The 19,347-nt window shown below is 52.8% G+C and carries 24 protein-coding genes; 12 read left to right on the forward strand and 12 right to left on the reverse strand.

Features of this window, described 5'->3' with window-relative positions; translation table 11 throughout:
* Positions 1 to 112: 112 nt before the first annotated feature.
* Positions 113 to 1,030: a hypothetical protein gene (locus tag C5F52_RS01655; protein ID WP_104796586.1), complete on the reverse strand. Its 918-nt coding sequence runs from the start codon at positions 1,028 to 1,030 to the stop codon at positions 113 to 115.
* A gap of 152 nt (positions 1,031 to 1,182) precedes the next feature.
* On the opposite strand from C5F52_RS01655, the gene C5F52_RS01660 reads away from it, so the two are divergent.
* Complete coding sequence (locus tag C5F52_RS01660) at positions 1,183 to 2,199, forward strand: hypothetical protein (RefSeq protein ID WP_104796587.1); 1,017 nt, start codon at positions 1,183 to 1,185, stop codon at positions 2,197 to 2,199.
* A gap of 31 nt (positions 2,200 to 2,230) precedes the next feature.
* Here C5F52_RS01660 and C5F52_RS01665 read toward each other — a convergent pair whose 3' ends face one another.
* Together C5F52_RS01665 and C5F52_RS01675 are read right to left on the reverse strand one after the other, a co-directional pair.
* Complete coding sequence (locus tag C5F52_RS01665) at positions 2,231 to 2,923, reverse strand: tyrosine-type recombinase/integrase (RefSeq protein WP_369951838.1); 693 nt, start codon at positions 2,921 to 2,923, stop codon at positions 2,231 to 2,233.
* A gap of 567 nt (positions 2,924 to 3,490) precedes the next feature.
* Positions 3,491 to 3,811: a hypothetical protein gene (locus C5F52_RS01675; RefSeq protein WP_104796589.1), complete on the reverse strand. Its 321-nt coding sequence runs from the start codon at positions 3,809 to 3,811 to the stop codon at positions 3,491 to 3,493.
* Between the two features lie 65 nt (positions 3,812 to 3,876).
* On the opposite strand from C5F52_RS01675, the gene C5F52_RS30165 reads away from it, so the two are divergent.
* On the forward strand, positions 3,877 to 4,182 hold the full coding sequence (locus C5F52_RS30165; protein WP_236657681.1) for a hypothetical protein: 306 nt from the start codon (positions 3,877 to 3,879) through the stop codon (positions 4,180 to 4,182).
* A gap of 202 nt (positions 4,183 to 4,384) precedes the next feature.
* Positions 4,385 to 4,765 (forward strand): hypothetical protein, encoded by a 381-nt coding sequence (locus C5F52_RS01685; RefSeq protein ID WP_236657717.1) that lies wholly within the window; start codon positions 4,385 to 4,387, stop codon positions 4,763 to 4,765.
* Between the two features lie 20 nt (positions 4,766 to 4,785).
* On the opposite strand, the gene C5F52_RS01690 is transcribed toward C5F52_RS01685, so the two are convergent.
* Positions 4,786 to 6,108: a site-specific integrase gene (locus C5F52_RS01690; protein ID WP_104796591.1), complete on the reverse strand. Its 1,323-nt coding sequence runs from the start codon at positions 6,106 to 6,108 to the stop codon at positions 4,786 to 4,788.
* Positions 6,109 to 6,382: 274 nt separating this feature from the next.
* Between C5F52_RS01690 and C5F52_RS01695 the strand changes: the two genes are divergently transcribed.
* Both C5F52_RS01695 and C5F52_RS01700 read left to right on the forward strand, forming a co-directional pair.
* The gene (locus C5F52_RS01695) at positions 6,383 to 7,534 is read left to right on the forward strand and encodes a porin (protein WP_104796592.1); all 1,152 of its coding nucleotides are present in this window, start codon (positions 6,383 to 6,385) and stop codon (positions 7,532 to 7,534) included.
* Positions 7,535 to 7,641: 107 nt separating this feature from the next.
* Complete coding sequence (locus tag C5F52_RS01700) at positions 7,642 to 8,319, forward strand: nitroreductase (RefSeq protein WP_236657683.1); 678 nt, start codon at positions 7,642 to 7,644, stop codon at positions 8,317 to 8,319.
* Between the two features lie 12 nt (positions 8,320 to 8,331).
* Here C5F52_RS01700 and C5F52_RS01705 read toward each other — a convergent pair whose 3' ends face one another.
* From C5F52_RS01705 to C5F52_RS01730, 6 genes are all read right to left on the reverse strand, one after another.
* The gene (locus C5F52_RS01705; RefSeq protein ID WP_104796593.1) at positions 8,332 to 9,465 is read right to left on the reverse strand and encodes a thiolase family protein; all 1,134 of its coding nucleotides are present in this window, start codon (positions 9,463 to 9,465) and stop codon (positions 8,332 to 8,334) included.
* Complete coding sequence (locus C5F52_RS01710) at positions 9,444 to 10,853, reverse strand: AMP-binding protein (RefSeq protein ID WP_236657684.1); 1,410 nt, start codon at positions 10,851 to 10,853, stop codon at positions 9,444 to 9,446. The genes C5F52_RS01705 and C5F52_RS01710 overlap by 22 nt, the downstream gene beginning before the upstream one ends.
* A complete protein-coding gene (locus C5F52_RS01715) occupies positions 10,822 to 11,403 on the reverse strand; it encodes a biotin transporter BioY (RefSeq protein WP_104796594.1) in 582 nt (193 codons plus the stop codon). Before C5F52_RS01715 ends, C5F52_RS01710 begins: the two co-directional genes overlap by 32 nt.
* A 4-nt stretch (positions 11,404 to 11,407) precedes the next feature.
* Complete coding sequence (locus C5F52_RS01720; protein ID WP_104796595.1) at positions 11,408 to 12,001, reverse strand: energy-coupling factor transporter transmembrane protein EcfT; 594 nt, start codon at positions 11,999 to 12,001, stop codon at positions 11,408 to 11,410.
* 3 nt (positions 12,002 to 12,004) lie between these two features.
* Positions 12,005 to 12,721 (reverse strand): energy-coupling factor ABC transporter ATP-binding protein, encoded by a 717-nt coding sequence (locus tag C5F52_RS01725; protein WP_104796596.1) that lies wholly within the window; start codon positions 12,719 to 12,721, stop codon positions 12,005 to 12,007.
* Positions 12,722 to 12,842: 121 nt separating this feature from the next.
* Positions 12,843 to 14,066, reverse strand: a complete 1,224-nt coding sequence (locus tag C5F52_RS01730; protein ID WP_104796597.1) for a porin — start codon at positions 14,064 to 14,066, stop codon at positions 12,843 to 12,845.
* A gap of 258 nt (positions 14,067 to 14,324) precedes the next feature.
* Between C5F52_RS01730 and coq7 the strand changes: the two genes are divergently transcribed.
* Positions 14,325 to 14,954, forward strand: a complete 630-nt coding sequence (coq7, locus tag C5F52_RS01735; RefSeq protein ID WP_104796598.1) for a 2-polyprenyl-3-methyl-6-methoxy-1,4-benzoquinone monooxygenase — start codon at positions 14,325 to 14,327, stop codon at positions 14,952 to 14,954.
* An 8-nt stretch (positions 14,955 to 14,962) separates the two neighbouring features.
* Here coq7 and C5F52_RS01740 read toward each other — a convergent pair whose 3' ends face one another.
* Positions 14,963 to 15,412, reverse strand: a complete 450-nt coding sequence (locus tag C5F52_RS01740) for an OsmC family protein (protein ID WP_104796599.1) — start codon at positions 15,410 to 15,412, stop codon at positions 14,963 to 14,965.
* A gap of 67 nt (positions 15,413 to 15,479) precedes the next feature.
* Between C5F52_RS01740 and C5F52_RS29620 the strand changes: the two genes are divergently transcribed.
* The 5 genes from C5F52_RS29620 (at position 15,480) to C5F52_RS01760 (ending at position 18,389) form a co-directional block, all read left to right on the forward strand.
* On the forward strand, positions 15,480 to 15,683 hold the full coding sequence (locus C5F52_RS29620) for a hypothetical protein (protein WP_146100015.1): 204 nt from the start codon (positions 15,480 to 15,482) through the stop codon (positions 15,681 to 15,683).
* A complete protein-coding gene (locus C5F52_RS01745; RefSeq protein WP_104796600.1) occupies positions 15,661 to 15,939 on the forward strand; it encodes a type II toxin-antitoxin system RelE/ParE family toxin in 279 nt (92 codons plus the stop codon). Before C5F52_RS29620 ends, C5F52_RS01745 begins: the two co-directional genes overlap by 23 nt.
* A 145-nt stretch (positions 15,940 to 16,084) precedes the next feature.
* The gene (ilvA, locus tag C5F52_RS01750; protein ID WP_104796601.1) at positions 16,085 to 17,674 is read left to right on the forward strand and encodes a threonine ammonia-lyase, biosynthetic; all 1,590 of its coding nucleotides are present in this window, start codon (positions 16,085 to 16,087) and stop codon (positions 17,672 to 17,674) included.
* 44 nt (positions 17,675 to 17,718) lie between these two features.
* Positions 17,719 to 18,021 (forward strand): type II toxin-antitoxin system HigB family toxin, encoded by a 303-nt coding sequence (locus C5F52_RS01755; protein ID WP_104796602.1) that lies wholly within the window; start codon positions 17,719 to 17,721, stop codon positions 18,019 to 18,021.
* A gap of 11 nt (positions 18,022 to 18,032) precedes the next feature.
* Positions 18,033 to 18,389, forward strand: coding sequence for a type II toxin-antitoxin system HigA family antitoxin (locus C5F52_RS01760; protein ID WP_104796603.1), 357 nt, complete (start codon positions 18,033 to 18,035; stop codon positions 18,387 to 18,389).
* On the opposite strand, the gene C5F52_RS01765 is transcribed toward C5F52_RS01760, so the two are convergent.
* Positions 18,390 to 18,857 (reverse strand): general secretion pathway protein C, encoded by a 468-nt coding sequence (locus tag C5F52_RS01765; protein ID WP_201746939.1) that lies wholly within the window; start codon positions 18,855 to 18,857, stop codon positions 18,390 to 18,392. It abuts the gene before it with no gap.
* 49 nt (positions 18,858 to 18,906) lie between these two features.
* Here C5F52_RS01765 and gspG point away from each other — a divergent pair, with 49 nt between their 5' ends.
* Positions 18,907 to 19,347: a type II secretion system major pseudopilin GspG gene (gene gspG / locus C5F52_RS01770; RefSeq protein WP_104796604.1), complete on the forward strand. Its 441-nt coding sequence runs from the start codon at positions 18,907 to 18,909 to the stop codon at positions 19,345 to 19,347.

A 19,347-nucleotide genomic window follows, 5' to 3' on the forward strand; every position in this document is an offset into this window, starting at 1 on the left:
GGCTTGCGAGAGATTGGTTGCGGTTATGTTGGTAGTGAGTTGGACATTGTTTTCTGTTCCAACTGGAACAAAAAAGCCCGCACTAGGCGGGCTGTAGATTTGAGATAAAGGCTTAGGCTTCAGCCACGACTTCAGGCTCAGTGCGCGGCAAAACTGCATTAGCCTCTTCGCCCATATCCCATGTGTCAGGCTTGAACTCTTGATGCGTATAGTGCTTTTTGGCACTTTGATAGCGACGTAGACGACGTTCTTCAACGATTTGCGTGAGTTCCTTGGGAACCACAAACTTAACAGGGAGACGAGCTTCCAGTTCGCTCATTGCCTTTTCAATTGCACGCCAATCTACATCATCAAACTTACGCATCGCGACCAGTTTGCCAAATGCAAAGCCACCCGCTTCGCTGTCGAATTTGAGAGGTGCAGTCATATCATCCAGCTGGCGAGTTTTTCCAAGCAATGCCTGCAAGCGCTTGCCTTTGAGCTCATCAAGACGTTTGCCGTTCTTGAGCATGTGCTCAAAGTGATCTGCAGGGATTTGTGTAATTTGATAAATCGCAGTCCAACCGCTTGGCAGCTGATCCGCATAATCAATGAAGCGAGGATAAACCTTGCCAATCGCAATGAACTTGCGAATGGTGGAGCTGTTGTCGTGGTAGCCAATCTCTTTGCAGAAGTGCTGGAAATGATATGAGTCCAGCACACGGCTTGCTTCATAGACCACGCGACACATCTCAAGTGTGGCACGAGCAGTTTTTTCAACACCACGCTTGAACTCAGTAACGTAATGTGAGCGATCATGCGTCGCAAGGTTTTCACCGTCCTGTGCAGCACGCTCAACACTGAGCTTAGGGCTGTAGTCCAGCACGGGGGTTACTTCAACTTTTGCTGACTGCTTGGTGGCTTTTGCGCCAGTTGAGATGCTGATCTTTGCTTTTGCACTGTCCAGCTTGATGCTGGGCGAGGCAGCTGTGGCATTGATGGTTGCAGTAGCGGCTTGAGCTGCCGTAGCTTGAGTGATGATGTTTGTCATGGTGCGACCCTTTCAAGGTATTTGCATTTTTAAAAGGCCCCAGCTGATCTGCTAAAGCCATCCCAGAAACTTGTTTTTGTTTGTTTCTGCGATGTAGTAATGATGGATCGTTAACTGTTGATAGACTCTTAACGCATACAATAGGTTAATAAATGAAAGATGATCTAGAAGCACCTTCACAAGAGCATTTGCTCAAGGGGCAGTCACGTGTGAGGTTCCGCAGCCCTGAGGAGTCGCTGGCTGTGGCGAAAGAGGGGGTGCACCGCTGGTGGTGGGAGTTCTTGCGGCTAAGCAAGGACTACTGGCTGGTGTGTCAAACCTCAAAAGAAAGCAGGGTAGAGACCCAAGATAAAAACTTGGCAAGGGTCTACAGAGCTTTTGGCAATGTCTACGACTGCACGTTTGATGATTGGTGGATAGATCGCGGTAGCTGGGTGTTTAGGGAGCAGGACCCTTTCCCCAAAGTCAAAGAGGTGGCGAGGAACCCGCGAGAAAGGGCATCGCACAAATACTCTGCTGATCACGTTTGGATTGATATACCGTTGAAGCTTTCACGGCGAACTATTCAGCGCCAGATTGGGCGAATACTTGACTTGCATGAGGAGCAGCGACTGAATAACAGATTGGAGATGAGCTCATCCATGTTCAAACTAAACCCTGTGCAATACAGAGTTCATACGTTGAGAAAAATGTATGAAGTGCATGCTCTTCATCGCGAATTAATTGACAAGCTGTCAACTCGTGTCATGACTGAAGAAAAAGTTGCTCTGGTGAAGCGTGCAGACCTGTTTCGCATAGGCAAGCTGTTGCGTGTCAGTCCCAGCAATGAATCATTGGGAGGCGATGTAGACAAGATCTTTGAGAAGCAAAATCGAATGCGAGCCAGCGTAAGTAGATTACGCAAGCGCAGCGAACTGTTAATTGCTAATGTGGAGCAGGGAGTTTTTCCAAGCTTCAAGCCAGTCACGCCAACTGAGAACAAGCGATTTAATGCCCGTCAGCTTGAAATGCACAAGGAGCTAGAGGCTCAATGGTGGTCGTTAGATCTAACGTCTAGCTTGAGTGCAGGGAAGATTGACGATGCACGCAGAGTGCATTACGAGGAAGAGCAGCGAGGACGGCAGTTTGACATCGTTGATAAGAAAGAGCGGGTTGTGAAATATTCCTAGCGGAAGGAATTTGTTCCAACTGGAACAAGCTTTAAATCAACTCAACTGCGTTCCGCTTCATCTCGTCGTTGACGTCAATGTAACGCTGCGTCACAGCAATTGAGCGGTGCCCTGCAAGGCTAGCCAGCACGCGAACCCCAATTCCTTTGGCGGCTAAGTGCGATATGAAACTACGACGCATGGAGTGGCTGCTTGCACCAGCAACACCTGCCTTCTTGAACAAGTAGTGAAAGTGCTGTGCCATCACGTTGGCACTAAAGCGTTTGCGACCCGCTGTTACGAAAAGTGGGTGCGAAGGATTTGCAGGTTGGCGCAATGCCAAATAGCCTTGCAATTCTTCCTGCAGCTTTTGGGGCAAAAACACTGTGCGTGGTTGGCGCCCCTTGGTTTGATCTGCAGTCAAGCGTATTTCCGCTTTGACAGTGCCATCGCTGTTCATGACATTGCCAACTGAAAGACTGGCTATTTCTCCAACTCTCATTCCAGACCACAACCCCGTTAAGAACATCGCGCGGTTGCGAAGCGGAAAGCTTTGCGTAGCGATGTAGTTCAAGACTTGTTCAACTTCTGTTGGCGTGAGTGTTTTTGCTTGGGACATGATTTGTGTTGTTTGCATTAAATGATTTCGTTCTTTAAGTGTGTTTTCTTTTGTGTTTTTGGGCGACCTATAGCCCGCCATTTCCGCGGGTTGAAAATCTTTAATGAAATCAACGCGGTAAATCAAAGCGTGTTTTTATTTGGCGCATTTATTTATGTCTTTAGCCCAACGATCTGTGGGATCAAGACGACATTTGTGCTGCGATTGCTTAAATCAACGCTGCAGCGCTTTTTCGTTAACCCAGCTACATGACTTGCTGGCGCTGAAAGATCTGCGCTTGCTGCGCTGATTTGAGGGGTTGTGTTTTGACTGCTGAGAGCGAACTGCGTTCGCTTGCGTATCGCTTGCAGCTCACGCAAGTTGCTTCGCTTAGAACTGAGAGATGACTGGTTGGGAAATGTTTTGAGCAAACGACGGCTATGTCATCACAAAGATGAACATAAGCCGCCGTGTCGTTCTGGTCAGTGCAAAGCCCGTCGCAGGACGAGTATGAAAGAGTTTGACGCGAGACGAATGTATTGAAACTCGCAAACTGCTTCTGCATTGATTTGCATTGCAGCAACTCTGCGGCTCTCTCTGTGCTGCAAGCCTTCATACCAACTTGCTGCGAGAGCGGGGTCATTAGCCGTCATATTCCAACCCGCGTTTGTGCCATTTGTTAGACGAGCGACTTACTCGTGATCTTGAGCTGCCTTACTTGGTTGCATTGGTGTTTTGCTTGTTGAACTTGGCTGACTTGCGCTGTGCCTGCTTAGCGATATTCATCACCTTAAAACACTGCCCTTGAGTGATCTTGTTGCGAGTAGCAAATGAGCGAGTGGCTTTGAGAAAGTTGTTCAGCGCATGAGCTTGGTTTTGCTCCAGCAGCTTGCCCCAATCTTTTAGCGTGGCAGTTGCCAGCTTGGTCGCTTGGAAAAGCTCACTCGTTCCAGCGTAAATGTGCGCGACATTCACCCCGTTTTTTGCAAGCCAGTCATCTGTCTGTTTTCTTTGCTGCATGTCTTTGTAGTTCATGCAATTATTTAGTCCTGCCAAATAGAACCGTAGATTTTTTGCGGTGTTATTTGGCTAAATACTGTATGAAAGACTACATCGCCACCGTTCGCATAAAGGGCAGCGTGATCAAAACCGTTGTTCATGCAGAAAACACAACACATGCACGACTGCTGCTGCAATACCAATACGGCTGGGACAGCATCGTTGCCAGTCCCGTGCTTGGAGAAACAATTAAGCCTAAAACACCTGAGCAACAGCGCATTGATAACCTGAAGGCTACTAAAGATCGTGCCGCAGATGCATTGTCTGCAGAGCGTCAGCGCCAGCAAGTCCTCAAAGCTCAAAAGTCGCTGACAGCTGCGCGACAAATCAAGCCCAACGTCCCGTAACTAGACGCTGATCAGCTGTCGTGTAACACGACAGTTGTTGTCAATGCCCCGCCAATCTGGCGGGTTGCTGGTCGCCCAAGCGCCAGCATGATCACAAAATTACCTGTGCTTTATAAACACTTGAAAGGAAAAGCACATGTCTACTTCCGCACTCGCAACACTCAAACTCACTACAGCACGCAAGCCCCGCGCATTGCCTGATGTGGTCAAGCGCCGCAATAAGCTGATCAATAAATTGACTGATCAGCGCGAATTGGCAATTGCAGTCATTGAAGGTCGCAACTTCACACCCCAGCGCCTTCGCACAGTAGTTGATCGCACAACTGGCGAACGCACGGTGCGTGAAATGCCTGTTCGCATCAAAGCTTGGTGGTGGACAGGTGAAAAGAATGAAACGCTGCTGAGTGTCTTTTATGGGAGCGAGACGCTGGAGTTGAGCAAAGGTAAATCAGCCATTGAGATTGCCAGCATCAAAGAACTGCCAGCTGTTTTCGACACTTTGATCAATGCTGCATTGAACAGCGAACTGGATGCACAGATTGAAAGCGCCAGCACCAAGCTGCGTGATGGGTTTAAGAAATAACGTTATTGCGGGCGTGCTTGCTAAGTGTTTGTGCGCCTGCTTTGCAGCATGGCAATGTTTTGCTCGCCAGTCACAGTGCTTGCATAGTGGTTGTTGATAACTTCCACACTGGTGCGAGCATTTCGCGCCAGAGTTATCAAGTCAATCCCTTGCCCATAAAGCAAGCGGAAGGTGATGGCGCTGTGACGCAAGCTGTAAAGGCTGCGCGGATGCCCGTGTGGGTTGAGTTTGAGTCCCGTGTGCTCAAGCACCCAGTTAAACATGGTGCTCAGCACTGCCAAAGCGTGGGTTCTGTTTTTTAAGTCAGGCAGCAGCAGGTAATCGTTGGGCTTTGCATCAGGTCTGTGCTTGCAGATTTGCTCGTAAATGCGAACAGCAGGGCGTAGTGTGACGATGGGTGCACTATGCAGCTTAGTTTCAGGCAGGGTAAGGCGCAAATATGTGTTCTTGCCTCGTATCACTTCAACATGGCGATGCTTGAGTTTTGTTAAGTCGCCAGGTCGCAAGAAGCAGTTGACCATCAGGCTTATTGACCAAGCCATCTCAGGCGGCATGCGGTGATCGTTATAGGCTTGCTTGATGCGCTTGCGCATCTCTTTCTTGCTGGCTGGATGCTGCACGCCACGCAGCGCACGAGCAGCTCTTAGTAACTGCCAATACTCAGTGGGTGTGAAAGCACCACGTGATGCGGACTTGACTTTGATTTTTGGAATGTCTGGTGCTTGCTCTATCGCACCAATACGCACAGCATGAACAAGCACCTTGCGAACAATGATTAGGTAGTTGCTGACGGTTGTGGTCGTGTGCTTGATGCTCAGCGTTTGTGCGAACTCTTGCAACATTTGGTAGGTGATCGCACTGGGAAGCATTGCGCCAAAGTGTGGGAGCACATATGCATCTAACCTGTTGCGAAACATACGCAAGCTGCCTGCACCAAATTCACCCCGCTCCATTCGTGCATGTTCGTTGGCATATACCTGTGCAGCAATGGCACCAAACGTCAACTCTTGTGGCTCGTTTGTCTTGCGGGAAGTTTTGGTGGCGATTGCAGCACTTGGTTCAAGCTGAGAGATATGGCGCTTGGCGAGTAGGCTTTCATAAAACCAACGAGCGAAACGTTCTGCCAGTTTGAACGAAGTGGTCTTTGCTGACCTTCTATGAAAGCGACCATCAACCCAACAGCGCACCTGCCAGAACTTGCTGGCGGCAATTTTGAACACTACAAGTTTGTTGGGATAACCTGCAACGGCGGTGATTGTGTTTGCTATAGGTACGGTGCGTTCACGCTTGTGCAGTTGGTCGTTGGCAGCATCAATAGCGTAGTTGGTAATTTGGGTCAGCATCGCTCAAGCGTAATGTTGTACACCGCAAATTGCGACCTGTTTTAAGCAGCGCCAGCAAACCATACGGTTGCGTTTCTGCCGTGTCGCTGCCATGTCTTTGCCAGTCGTACCACTCTGCAAAATAGGCATGCATGTGTTGTTTTAACGCGGTCAAAGTTGCAAACCAATTACCGTACAACTTTTAACGAAAATTTTCTGGCAACACCTAAACAAAATCAACGCACACTGTCGATACCTTCTAGCACCTTCGACATGATTTACAACCCTCGTTGCTATCGCAGCACTCGCCGCTTTCGGCGCACAAGCTCAATCTAGCGTGACTATTTCTGGCTTGATCGACACTGGCTATCAGTCTGTCAACGCTGGCTACAGCTCTACAGCTCCTGCTGGTAACCTGACAGCTTCTGATTACAAAGGCCTGAAAGCCAACGGTACAGCAACTTCAGTGTTGACCATCGCTGGTACCGAAGATTTGGGCAACGGCTTAGCTGCTAACTTCCAATTCCAATTGACACCTGACTTCTTGTCAGGCAACGGCGTTCAAGGCGGCACCACAAACAATACTGCAGGTGATGCAACATACAACACTGCAATTGGTAACGCACAGCAAGCATTCGTTGGCTTGTCAAGCGCCAAAGCTGGTTCAATCAAACTCGGCCGTGTGAACTCCAACGCGCTCGACGCGTGGGGCACTGCATCCGTGTTCGGTACAGCTTTGGGTTCAGGCTACGCCTCCAACGGCAACATCTTTACCCGTTACAGCAGCTCTGCCCCTGCATCTCCTTACAACAGCGCACCTACACGTTTCAACAACGCAATTCGCTACGAATCTCCAGCTTTCAGCGGTTTCAGCGGTTCTGTGTTGTATGTCCCACAAGTTAACGTGACTGGCGGCACTAACACAGCTGATACAACATCTGCTCGTAGCACTAACCGTCAAGGCGTGACTGACATCGGTTTGAAATACAGCAACGGTCCTTTGAACGTGATGTACGCCAACCAAAAAGTGTCTACAGGTTCTGAAGGTGTTGTTGACCTGGTTTCGAATACTGCACCTACAGCTACAGCTGCTAATGTCGACACCAAATTGAGCATTCTGGCTGCTAACTACACATTCGGTGCAGCTACTGTGTACGGCGCAACATGGACTGAGAAGCAAAACTCATCTACAGCAACTAACGCTGCTGGCAAGATGATCGGTGCTAAATATGCTTTGGGCGCAACAACATTGATGGCCTCAATGGGCAGCAACAACGACAAGACCTCTGCAAACGCAGATAAGAAAATCTCTGGTTTTGGTGCTGACTACGCTTTGAGCAAGCGCACAAACTTGTACGCACGTTACGAAGTTCGTGATGCAGATACAACAACTGCAAACGATGACAAAACCAAGACGACAGCCATCGGCGTTCGCCACTCTTTCTAATCCCCACGCTGGCATAGCCAGTTAAGGATTTAAAAGTCTAAAACCCCATCGTGGCAACACGGTGGGGTTTTTTATTGCACCATGCAATTGCATCGATAATTTTCAGTGTGAACGCTTCTGACATTTTTTCTTCTTTGGTCCACGAACGCCACTCGGTGCGGGGCTATCTATCCACCCCTGTGCCTGATGCATTGCTGCATGAGGTGTTGGCGTTGGCGCGCATGGCGCCTAGTGGGGCCAATTTGCAGCCGGGCGCTTTCATCGCTGTGCAGGGCGAGGTGAGGCGTGAACTGTCGAATGCCTTGGTAACTTCTTGGCGCGCAGGCGCACAAGAGAAAGAAGACTACGACTACTTTCCCAACCCCATGCCCATGATCTTGCGTCGTCGCCAAGTGGCAGCAGCACAAGCGCTTTATGGCGCATTAGGCGTTGCGCGTGATGACCGTGCTGGGCGCGATGCTCAGTTTGAACGTAATTTTTGTTTTTTTGATGCCCCTGTCGCTTTGGTCGTCACCATGGCGCATGGCTTTGGCAGCGGTGGTTATATGGACCTGGGCATGAGCTTGTATGGCTTGATGTTGGCCGCTCAATCCAAAGGCTTGTCCACCTGCGCCATTGGTGCCGTAGCGTCTTACCCCAGTTTGATTCGCCAACATTTAGGGCTGGAAGCTTCGTCACACATTGTGTGTGGCATGGCCTTGGGCTATGCAGACCCTGCAGCACCCGTGAACACCACACGCACCACGCGTTGCGATTTAGACGACTATTTCAAGGTCATCGGCTAAGAGGCAACCGCCTCACAACCAGCAGACCACAGCCGCAGCACCTAGCCCGCCAGCGCCCGCCACAGCCGCTAAGCCGTGCGCACCTGATGTGTGGTCGCGCTCTAAATTGGCCAGTAAACGTACCAATGCAATGGCCGCCGAAGCGCCAATGGGGTGGCCTCGTGCAAGCCCACCACCCATGGAGTTGAGGCAAGTTGGGTCAAGGTGTAAGCGTTCAGAAAAACTCAAGCCTTGCACAGCAAACGCATCGTGCAATTCGACAAAATGCATGGCTGCTGCATCAGCAAACTGTCCGCGTTCGAGTGCAGCACGCGCAGCCAACTCGGCGGCAAGCAAAGGCCATTCAGGCGCACTACCCACAGAGGCATTGGCTACCCAAGCAGCTTGGGGTGTGATGTGTAAACGTTTGGCCGCTTGTGGACTGACCAGCAACACAAACGCGGCGCCATCGGCTTGCGCTGAAATGGTGAGCGCGGTGAGCGAGTCAGCAACCGCAGGCATGCGCGCTGCACGCGCAGGGTCAATGCGTCTGGGGTAGAGGTCATGCGACACGCCCACAACAGGCACGATTTCATGTGCCATGTGTGCTTGGTGCATCAATGCACGTTGGTGGCTCTCAATGGCGTAGGTCTCTTGCTGCGTACGGGTGTAACCATTTTGTGCAGCGTAGCGGGCCGCAGACAGCAACATGTCTGGGTCTTTCTCTGGTGCCGGCGCAAAGGCTGGGCGTTCATAAGCCACGGCCACGTCATCAGCATGCAGCGGCCGATGCATGCGAATGGGCGAGCGGCTCCATGCTTCAACACCGCCGGCAATGACCACATCTGCTTGCCCTGATGCAATCAAGCCAACGCCCACGGCTACTGCATCTAAACCCGCGCAACATTGGGTGTCGACGGTGAATGCGGCGCAGGCTTCTGGCAGGCCTGCGTGCAGCGCCAATAGGCGTGCAGGATTGCCGCCTGCTGCGAGTGCGTTGCCCACCACCACCGCATCCACATCGGAGGGCGTAACACCTGCGCGGGTCAACAAAGCTTGCAACACAGGTGCAGCGATGTCGTGCGCATGCAAAGTTTTGAACGCGCCATCGCGCGGCACCACGGCGCTGCGCGCCCATGCGGCAATCAAAGAAGTGGGGGTAGACATGCCAATACCTTTGCCACAGCGAGATGGTCTGTTTTGCCACTGGCTGTCAAAGGCCACTGGCTGCACATGAGAAATCGTTTGGGAACTTTGTAACTTGCCAGTTGCGCGCGACACGCTTCTGACAATTGCTGCGCAGTGGGCAATGGCTCAGTTAAGTCGAGCTGCACCACCGCCACCACTTGCTGTCCGCGAATCGGGTCGGGTATGCCGTGCACCGAAGCGTGTTGCACACCGAGCTGCGCCATGAGCACCGCCTCGAGTTCTTCGGGGAACAGGTTTTTACCTTGGGTGACCAACATGCGGTTTTCACGGCCCACAAGACACAGAAAACCTTGCTCATCTAAATACCCCATGTCACGCACCGATAGCCAATCTCCGTCGCGCACCGCTGCTGTGTGGTCCGTAGGTGCGCCGACGTAATCCATGAACAGCATGGGGCTGCGCACATAAATTTGCCCGGTGCCTTCAGATGATTTTGGCGCTCGAATGTCGATGTCCACATTTGAAAAAGGTTTGCCCACGGCTTGTGGTGGTGCTGATGCATCGGCATCCATCCAAGCCATGAAGCTGGTTTCAGAGGCACCATAAAACTCAACAATGCGCGCGTTGGGAAACAGGGCTTGAAGCGCAGTGGTGCGGTCACGCATCCAACGCGCACCGCTGATCAAAATCAATCGCAGGCCTTCGATGGGCGCCACTTTTCGGCGTGCCGCAATCTCTAGCATCAGCAGCAATTGACTGGGCACAGCCACCAAACACGGCGTGCGGCCAGAGCGCAAAGTGTCCATCATGCGAGGTGCTGAAAAGCGCTCTTGCACCACCACGCCTGCGCCACTCCAGAGGCCCAACACCATGCCAAACAAAAACAAGGAATGCGAGAAGCGACCCGGCGCCAATACGCAACTGGCTGCATCAGGTCCAAAGGTGTCTAGACACACACGCAGGCTTTCTGTCCACGATTGGTGGTGACGTCGAAAGCCTTTTGGTGTGCCCGTGCTGCCAGATGTGAACCCAATGTAAAACGGCGATGTCGGCGTAGGTGCAGATGGTGTGGCTGGGTCTTGTGAAAACGTATCTTGCACCGTTTGGCGCACGCTAGCGGGCCAGTCGGGGTCGCTCACAGCAGCGCATCGACCGCTGCTGATGATCGCCAGGAAGTGCACCATTTGCGCAAGGATGCTTTGTTGTGCATCGACAAAAACAGTGGCAGGTGCGTGCTGCTGTTGAAGTGCGGTGACTTCCTGCTGAACCTTTTCATACAGCTCTGAGAATGTGAGCTGCGTTTGCCCGTCATCCAAAGCTACCACTTGTGCACGGGACTGTGCCCAGTGCGCAAGTGGCGCATGAACCAGCGTGTCAGCCACCAAAGCGCCAATCAGGCAGGCCACGCGCCACGGTGTGAACCACGGTTGCGCACAGCACGCACTTGATCAAGTCGCCCGGCACAAACACCAAGGTGCCCATGATGGCTTGTTCCCAGGTCAGGTTGGCAATGTTGACCAAGCCAATCACACCAAACACATGCACCACCAACAAGCCACCAATGGCTGATGCCACAAATGCGCTGATAGCAGCACTGCGCGGTGTGGCACGCGGCAGCATGTGCATGACCCAACCCGCCACAAAAGCACCGACTGGCCAGCCAATCAAATAGCCACTGGCAGGCGCGAAGAACACACCAATGCCGCCGCGACCACCTGACAGCAAAGGCAAACCAATTGCCACTGCTGCAAGAAACAACAGCAAGGCTTGCAATGCGCGCTTTGGGCCGAGCATGCAGCCTGCCAACATCACGCCCAAAGTTTGCAGTGTGATGGGTACGCCCAATGGCAAATCAATTTTTGGAATCAAACCAAAAACAGCGATCAAAGCCGCGAAGAGTGAAACCAACGCGATGGATAAAGAAGATGTGTTCATAAAAAGATAAGTGGTAGTCATCGCGTTAACGGCGAAACCGCACATGCAGCGTGTCAGCCACGCGTCTAGCGGCAACCAACATTTGAATGGTGAGAGGAGCAAGTATTTTAAAACCGCCCGCATTGCCCGTGCGCAAGCGGTGTGCATCGTCCAAACGACGCCAGAGTACAAAGAAATGCTCGGTGAAGCGCAGCATCAATGCCACTTGTAACGATAAGCGTTCGGGCTCAACGCCCAAAAATCGCAAGGGGCTGAGCAGCCACGCAAAAACAGCTAACAAGTCCGTGTGACGTGTGGTGAGCGTGAGCGCAATGCCCATCAAGGTGGTGCTGATCAAGCGCAGCACACTGATGGCCCCCACCATTGGCTGTTGCATGTAAACATGAAACAAACCGATCAACACACTGGCAAACGCCAAGCCCATCAGCAAAGGCTTAACGCGTGTCGCCGCTCTACCTAGTGAGACAAAAATGACCAAACAACAAGCCGCGCTGACTGACAAGACAACCAGCTCGTTCGTCAGAAAAACACCCGTCCCCAGCAACGCCAAAAAAGCCAGCTTGATGGCTGCAGGCAGACGATGCAGCCAAGTTGGATCATCGCTGTAAAGGCTGCCCATTACTTAGCCCATCCGCGCGGACACATCCGCTTCGTATTGCGCGCACACGTCTGTGCCAAGCCCATCGGCACGAACACAGCCTTTGTCTAACCAAATCACCCGCTCAAAGTGGCGGACATGGTCCAACACATGGGTGGACACAATGACTTGTTGTGGCGCGGTTGCAATCTCTTTGCTTAGCACCACTTGTCCGGGCAGATCGAGACTGGAAAAGGGTTCGTCTAACAAGAGTGTTTGGTGCGCACCAATCAGTAGCGCTAACCAACACACGTGTTGGCGTTGGCCTTGGCTCAGGCTGCCAATGGCGCGTGGGGCCCAATCTGCCAAGCCTCGTGCTGCTAACCAAGTGCGTACATGGGTTTGCGTCTCGGTGCGAGACAAACGCAAATGGCGCAGGCTCAAAGCCAGCTCTTCCTCCACGGTCGGAAAGATGATTTGTTCGTCGGGGTTTTGAAACATCATGCCCACAGCCGGAGCCGCACGATCAGCCGCGACAGGCACGTGCACTTGCCCTGATTGCGCAAGATCAAGGCCGCAGATCAAACGAAACAAACTGCTTTTGCCTGCACCGTTGTCACCAATGAGGCCAATGCGAGATTCATTCAGACCCAAGGTCAAAGACTGAAACACAGTGGTGTTGCCACGCAGCAATGTCACCCCATCAAGCGCAATAGGCATGCTGGCTGAAAGTTTCGCTGGTGTTTTGAAAGCTGAGGGCATGCGCACATGTTCTAAAAAACTAGATTATCGACGGAGCCAAACGGCATGAAAAAACCCCACCGTGTTGCCACGATGGGGTTTTAGACTTTTAAATCTTTAACTGGCTAAGCCAGCGGGGGGATTAGAAAGCGACGCGCAAGCCCAAAGCTTGTATTTTTTGGTCGCCGTATGTGTTGCTCGAAGCGCCTGAGCCAGTAACAACCACGTTAGCCGCTTTTTCGTAGCGATAGTAGACGCTAGATGTTTTGCTCAATTTGTAGTCCGCACCCAAACCAGTCAAAGTCGCCTTGCCATTTGGCAAACGCACCAAATCTGTAGCTTGGTTGCTTGTACGAGTTACACGGTTGAATAACAAATCAATTGTTGGAGTTGCAGCGTATTTCACAGCATAGTTGCTAGACTTGCTATCTTCTTTGTCAGTAATCGATGCAGATGGAGTACCTGTCTGATCAGACTTCGTCGTTGTAAAGCCGACGTAACCAGTCACTGCGCCAACGGTGTAGTTAGCAGCCGCAATGTTGTACTTAACCTTGTTGTTTGCAGTGATACCGTTTGCAGTCAATGCACCAGCAGAAGAGATGGTACCGGCTGCTTGGTTTGCTGGGCCAGTCAAAGTCCCGCTGTAGTACATCGCGTTCAAAGGACCTTGGTTGTACTTCAATGACAAAGATGCCAAGCCGTTGTTGTTGCTGGCATAAGTTGTGCCATCGGTTGTGGCCGAGGATGTTGTACCAGTCGCATTGCCGTTCTTGAACGAAACTTCGTACTGGCCGCTAAAGCCGCTGTAAGTAGGTGTTGTGTAAACAACTGCACGTTCGTGACGGATGATACGAGCTGTTGTAGCTTGGCCAGAGTAGCCGTTGATGCCAACGTTACCGTTTGTACCCAAACGACCAAATGTATCGCTGTAACCACCACCCAAAGCGGTACCGAATGGGTTGGAAGTGCCAGCAGCAGACAAAGCAGGAGAGTTTGGTGCACCTAATTTGATGTCACCTAAAGCGCCATTCAAGCCAACATAGACTTCTGAGTTGAAGAATGCGCCAGAGTAGCTAAAACCGTTATTGGTTGTAGAAGAGTTTTGCAGGGCATTCTTGGAGGGAGCAAAGTCTGCTTCGCCAAAAAAGTTTGCTTTTGTACCGCCGCCCAAGTCTTCAACTGCCTTAAAGAAGATTGCAGAAGTTGAAGCGTTGTTGTGTGTGATGAGCTTGGCATCTTTTTGGGCGTTGTTTCCAACGCTGATAGCGCGGTAACCAACGTCAACGTTACCAGTCAAAGAAACGCTAGATTGAGCTTGTGCGCCGAAAGCGGCGAGTGCTGCGATAGCAACGAGGGTTTTTTTCATTTCAAGGTTCTCCAAGGTTTGAACAGGGGCTCCAGACTTTCCAGAGCCAACCTCCGTTTTCGGGAAGTTGCACGTATTGAACCAGACTCCACTGCAGAAACCTATGACAGGTGTCAAAAACTCGTCTTTTACGTTGCGTCTGTGCAACACCTAAAGCCAATACCACTCGCAAACCCGCATAAATAAACGATCTTCAAAATACCAAGGTTTTAAAAATGCACAGATCAAAGCACCTCACCACAACTTAAACTTCCTCCCATGGATGCTCTACTTATCGCCGCCGACAGCGCCTTGCGCACCGTCTTTGCCCGCCACCACGCCAACCGCCCCACCCCCATGTGGGCGGCCGAGGTACCCACGCCTACCCCGCTGACCGAAGCTGAGAAGTCTGATGCAGCAGCCTTAATGCGTGTAAACCACGTCGGCGAGGTCTGCGCGCAAGCGCTGTACACCGCCCAAGCCTTGGCCACCAAAGACCAAGCGCTGCGCCAGCACCTCACCACGGCCTGCAACGAAGAAACCGATCACTTGGCTTGGTGTGAACAACGTTTAGAAGCGCTAGGCGGACGCCCCAGCCTACTCAACCCGCTTTGGTACGCCGGCGCGTTTGGCATTGGCTATGCAGCAGCCAAGCTAGGTGGCGACCGCATGAGCCTTGGGTTTGTGGTGGAAACTGAGCGTCAGGTTGAGGCCCATTTAGAAAGCCACTTGGGCTTGTTGCCCGCGAATGACGGGCCCAGCCGCGCCATCGTGGCGCAAATGAAAACTGACGAGGCGCAGCACGCCAAAGAGGCTTTGGCTGCAGGTGCGGCCGAGTTGCCCGCACCGTTTAAAGCGTTGATGAAAGCGGCGTCTCAGGTGATGACGACCGTGGCGCATCGGATCTAAGCAATGCTTTAAGCCTCCACCACCTCAAAGCTGGTGGTGATTTCTGCCGTCTTGCCCAGCATGATGCTGGCAGAGCAGTACTTGTCGTGACTCATGGCAATGGCACGTTCCACCGCATTCGCTGGCACACCCTTACCTGTGACGGTGAAGTGCATGTTGATGGTGGTAAACACCTTGGGGTCTTCGGCGGCGCGTTCGCTGCTGATCTTCACGCTGCAGCCCTGCACGTTGTGACGGCCACGCTTCAAAATGAGCACCACGTCATACGCAGTGCAGCCGCCGGTGCCCGCCAGCAACAGCTCCATCGGACGTGGCGCCAAGTTTTGGCCGCCGTTCTCGGGCTTGGCAACATCGGGTGCGCCATCCATGGCCACCACGTGGCCGCTGCCTGTTTCTGCAACAAAGCCCATGCCTGAACGAGTGCCTGAGTTACCGGTCCAACTGACGGTGCATTCCATGTGTTTCTCCTGCGCTGTGTGCGATTTATGTTGCCTAATTTGTTGGCCATATGCTAGCCTACGGGCCATGAGCGCAGTACAAAACCCCATTGTTTCCGAGTTCCCATCTGAACAAGATGCGGCAACTTACGACGCTTGGCTGCGTCAAAAAGTGCAAGCCTCACTCGCGAATGCTGACTCACCAGCCTCAAAAAGATTTACCAGCGACGATGTAGCTCGAAAACTAGCTGCCACGATAGAGGCTGAAAATGCAAAGCGTCGTCTGGCTTGACACCGCCGTAGAAGACCTAGATTGCATCGTGGCGTTTATCGCCAAATCTAACCCAATGGCTGCGGCCAAGCTTGCCTCGCAATTGATCGAAGATGCCGACAACTTAGGCATTTTTCCAGCTCACTATCGCCGAGGTCGCGTGGCTGGCACGCATGAGTTTGTGAGTCACCCGAATTACGTGATCATTTATCGCCACGCGCTGACCGGAATAGAGATTTTGAACATTGTTCACTCGCGCCAACCCTATCCCAATTGACACAAAAACAGACATTTTTGTTGCAGCGCAACAAAATCTGCATACAATTTGGGCTTGTCTCCTCCACCCTCAAAAGTGGATTCATGCCCCGAGTTGCAAAACTCGGGGTTTTTTTTCGTCTTTTTCCATAAGAGACAATCACCCCATGTCTACCCGCACCCCAAAAGCGCGCGCCCTGCAGCCCGCCGATTACCTGAAAAAAATCTTGACCGCCCGTGTGTACGACGTGGCTATTGAATCTGCGTTGGAGGTGGCCAAGAACTTGAGCCACCGCATTCACAACACTGTGCTGCTCAAGCGCGAAGACCAGCAGCCCGTGCACAGCTTCAAGCTGCGCGGCGCGTACAACAAGATGGCACACCTCACGCCTGAGCAGCTGAAAAAAGGCGTCATTTGCGCCTCGGCCGGCAACCACGCTCAAGGCGTGGCGCTGGGTGCCAAGCGCTTAGGCACCAAAGCCATCATCGTCATGCCCACCACCACGCCCAGCGTGAAGATTGAAGCGGTCAAAGCATTGGGTGGCGAGGTGGTGCTGGCGGGCGACAGCTACTCAGACGCCTACACCCACGCCCTCACGCTCGAGAAGAAAAACGGCATGACGTTTGTGCACCCGTTTGATGACCCCGATGTGATTGCAGGCCAAGGCACGATTGCCATGGAAATGTTGCGCCAGCTGCAAGGCCTCAACCTGCACCAGCTCGACGCCGTGTTTGTGGCGATTGGTGGCGGCGGCTTGATCAGCGGCGTGGCCAACTACATCAAGGCGGTGCGCCCCGAGATCAAAGTGATTGGCGTGCAAATGGACGACTCGTCGGCCATGATGCAGTCGGTCGCGAAAGGCAAACGCATCACGCTCAACGACGTGGGTTTGTTCTCGGACGGCACAGCGGTGAAACTGGTAGGCGAAGAAACATTCCGCGTGTCAAAGAACTTGGTCGACAGCTACATCACGGTGGATACAGATGCCGTGTGCGCCGCCATCAAAGATGTGTTTGTGGACACCCGCAGCATCGTGGAGCCCGCAGGCGCATTGGCCGTTGCCGCCATCAAGCAATATGTGGCCGAGCACAAAACCAAGGGCGAGACCTACGCCGCCATTTTGTGCGGCGCCAACATGAACTTCGACCGCTTGCGCTTTGTGGCCGAGCGTGCCGAGGTGGGTGAAGAACGCGAAGCTTTGTTTGCCGTGACCATTCCCGAGCAGCCTGGTAGCCTGCGCCGCTTCTGCGAGCTGATTGGCAAACTGCCCAGTTTTGGTGGCGCTAAAACACCGCGCAATGTGACTGAGTTCAATTACCGCATGAGCGACCAAGCCAAGGCCCACGTGTTTGTGGGTTTGACCACAGGCGTCAAAGGCGAAAGCAGCAAGATTGCAAGCCACTTCACCAAGAGTGGGTTCGATTCGATTGACCTCACCCACGACGAGCTGGCCAAAGAACACATCCGCCACATGGTGGGCGGGCATTCGTCTTTGGCGCACGAAGAACGCATCTTGCGTTTTGAATTTCCAGAGCGCCCAGGCGCGTTGATGAAGTTTTTGCTGGCCATGCGCCCAGGCTGGAACATCAGCTTGTTCCACTACCGCAACCAAGGCGCGGACTACGGCCGCATCTTGATGGGCTTGCAAGTGCCTAAGGCTGACAACAAAGCGTTTACTGCTTTCTTAGAAGGCTTGGGTTACCCGTTTGTGGAAGAAACACTGAACCCTGCTTATCGCTTGTTCTTGCAGCGCTGAAATAAACAATAGACATAGTCCCAATATGGGACTATGATTCACGAATGCGAGTGATTGCCGTTAAAACTTTGCGCGACTTCAGCGCAAAGCACCCTCTGGCCAAACAAGCTTTATTGGCTTGGCACGATGAAGCGTGCAAAGCCAATTGGCAAACGCCTGCTGACATTAAGCGACATTTCGCAAGCGCAAGCTTTGTGGGCAATAACCGCGTGGTGTTCAACATCAAAGGCAATGACTTTCGGTTGATTGTGGCCATCGCCTACAAACTAAGCGTGGTCTACATCAAGTTCATCGGCACACACGCGCAGTACGACACGGTAGACGCAAGCACCGTGGACATGAATTGAAGGAGCACAACATGGACATCAAACCCATTCGCACCGAAGCAGATTACAAGGCAGCGCTCAAAGAAGTCGCGGCACTGATGGAAAGCGACCCTGCGCTAGGAACACCTGACGGTGATCGCCTGGATGTGTTGGTGACGCTCGTTCAAGCATTCGAAGCACGTCACTATTCAATCGACTTGCCAGACCCGATTGAAGCCATCAAATTTCGCATGGAGCAACAAGACCTCAAGCCTAAAGATCTCGAACCCATGATTGGCCGAAGCAATCGCGTTTATGAAATCTTGAACCGCAAACGCCCACTCACCATGAGCATGGTTCGCAAGCTACATACGGGTTTGGGAATTTCAGCCGAATGCTTAATCGGCTGATTACTTCTTAGCTGGCAGCTCCAGCAGCAAAGTTTGCGCCCCGTCCATCGACGCGCCTAAGCTGATGCGTCGCCCTTCTGCTGACTGCAACACCAAACCATCAGCCACCACAGCGCCCACACGGAAGGGCTTGGCCGGTTTGCCATCCACCGCAATCAACGCAGCGCCAGCATCGGGCCCCCCCGCCATCACACCTTGCAGCTGAAAACGGCTGGCCAATGTTGGCGCAGCAGCGGCCTGCACGGGTGCAGCGCCTAGGCTGCGAGCTGCGGCAGACACATCTACTTCGGGCAACGCCTGCGCCGCAGCGGTGGTATTGCTCGGGTTCGTGCCCGTGGCCGACCAACGCAAGCCCCATGTGACCGCACTAAACGCCACAGCACCCCACACCAGCAACGAGGCAACGGGCAGCACCACGTGCGACGAGGCGCTAAAGACGGTGGCAAATGAAGGGGGGTAGCGAAGCATCAGCGGATTATGATTCATCCTTGAACTGAGAACCTTTGAAATGCCTCCTATGCAAGCCCAACAAACCACCCAAAAAACCAAACGCCAACGTGGCTTCACGTTGATTGAATTGATGGTGGTGCTCGCCATCATCGGCGTGCTCGCCGCACTCGTAGTGCCCAACGTGCTCAACCGTGCCGACGACGCACGCGTGACCGCAGCCAAAACCGATGTGGGCAACCTCATGCAAGCCCTCAAGCTCTACCGCTTGGACAACCAAAACTACCCCACCGCCGAGCAAGGTCTGAACGCCTTGGTGGTCAAGCCCACGGCTGGCCCCACACCTCTCAACTGGAAGCCCTACATCGACAAGTTGCCCAACGACCCATGGGGCCGCCCCTACCAATACATGAACCCCGGCGTGAAGGGTGAAGTGGATGTGCTGTCACTAGGCGCTGACGGTCAGCCCGGCGGCGAAGGCAAAAACGCCGACCTCGGCAGCTGGCAATAA

The organism is Limnohabitans sp. TS-CS-82, from assembly GCF_002943475.1.

Coding starts and splice junctions, on each gene's coding strand:
- C5F52_RS01655 (WP_104796586.1), bottom strand. CDS start 1,030: ATGACAAACATCATCACTCAAGCTACGGCAGCTCAAGCCGCTACTGCA.
- C5F52_RS01660 (WP_104796587.1), top strand. CDS start 1,183: ATGAAAGATGATCTAGAAGCACCTTCACAAGAGCATTTGCTCAAGGGG.
- C5F52_RS01675 (WP_104796589.1), bottom strand. CDS start 3,811: ATGAACTACAAAGACATGCAGCAAAGAAAACAGACAGATGACTGGCTT.
- C5F52_RS30165 (WP_236657681.1), top strand. CDS start 3,877: ATGAAAGACTACATCGCCACCGTTCGCATAAAGGGCAGCGTGATCAAA.
- C5F52_RS01690 (WP_104796591.1), bottom strand. CDS start 6,108: ATGCTGACCCAAATTACCAACTACGCTATTGATGCTGCCAACGACCAA.
- C5F52_RS01705 (WP_104796593.1), bottom strand. CDS start 9,465: ATGTCTACCCCCACTTCTTTGATTGCCGCATGGGCGCGCAGCGCCGTG.
- C5F52_RS01715 (WP_104796594.1), bottom strand. CDS start 11,403: ATGACTACCACTTATCTTTTTATGAACACATCTTCTTTATCCATCGCG.
- C5F52_RS01720 (WP_104796595.1), bottom strand. CDS start 12,001: ATGGGCAGCCTTTACAGCGATGATCCAACTTGGCTGCATCGTCTGCCT.
- C5F52_RS01725 (WP_104796596.1), bottom strand. CDS start 12,721: ATGCCCTCAGCTTTCAAAACACCAGCGAAACTTTCAGCCAGCATGCCT.
- C5F52_RS01730 (WP_104796597.1), bottom strand. CDS start 14,066: ATGAAAAAAACCCTCGTTGCTATCGCAGCACTCGCCGCTTTCGGCGCA.
- coq7 (WP_104796598.1), top strand. CDS start 14,325: ATGGATGCTCTACTTATCGCCGCCGACAGCGCCTTGCGCACCGTCTTT.
- C5F52_RS01740 (WP_104796599.1), bottom strand. CDS start 15,412: ATGGAATGCACCGTCAGTTGGACCGGTAACTCAGGCACTCGTTCAGGC.
- C5F52_RS29620 (WP_146100015.1), top strand. CDS start 15,480: ATGAGCGCAGTACAAAACCCCATTGTTTCCGAGTTCCCATCTGAACAA.
- C5F52_RS01745 (WP_104796600.1), top strand. CDS start 15,661: ATGCAAAGCGTCGTCTGGCTTGACACCGCCGTAGAAGACCTAGATTGC.
- ilvA (WP_104796601.1), top strand. CDS start 16,085: ATGTCTACCCGCACCCCAAAAGCGCGCGCCCTGCAGCCCGCCGATTAC.
- C5F52_RS01755 (WP_104796602.1), top strand. CDS start 17,719: ATGCGAGTGATTGCCGTTAAAACTTTGCGCGACTTCAGCGCAAAGCAC.
- C5F52_RS01760 (WP_104796603.1), top strand. CDS start 18,033: ATGGACATCAAACCCATTCGCACCGAAGCAGATTACAAGGCAGCGCTC.
- C5F52_RS01765 (WP_201746939.1), bottom strand. CDS start 18,857: ATGCTTCGCTACCCCCCTTCATTTGCCACCGTCTTTAGCGCCTCGTCG.
- gspG (WP_104796604.1), top strand. CDS start 18,907: ATGCAAGCCCAACAAACCACCCAAAAAACCAAACGCCAACGTGGCTTC.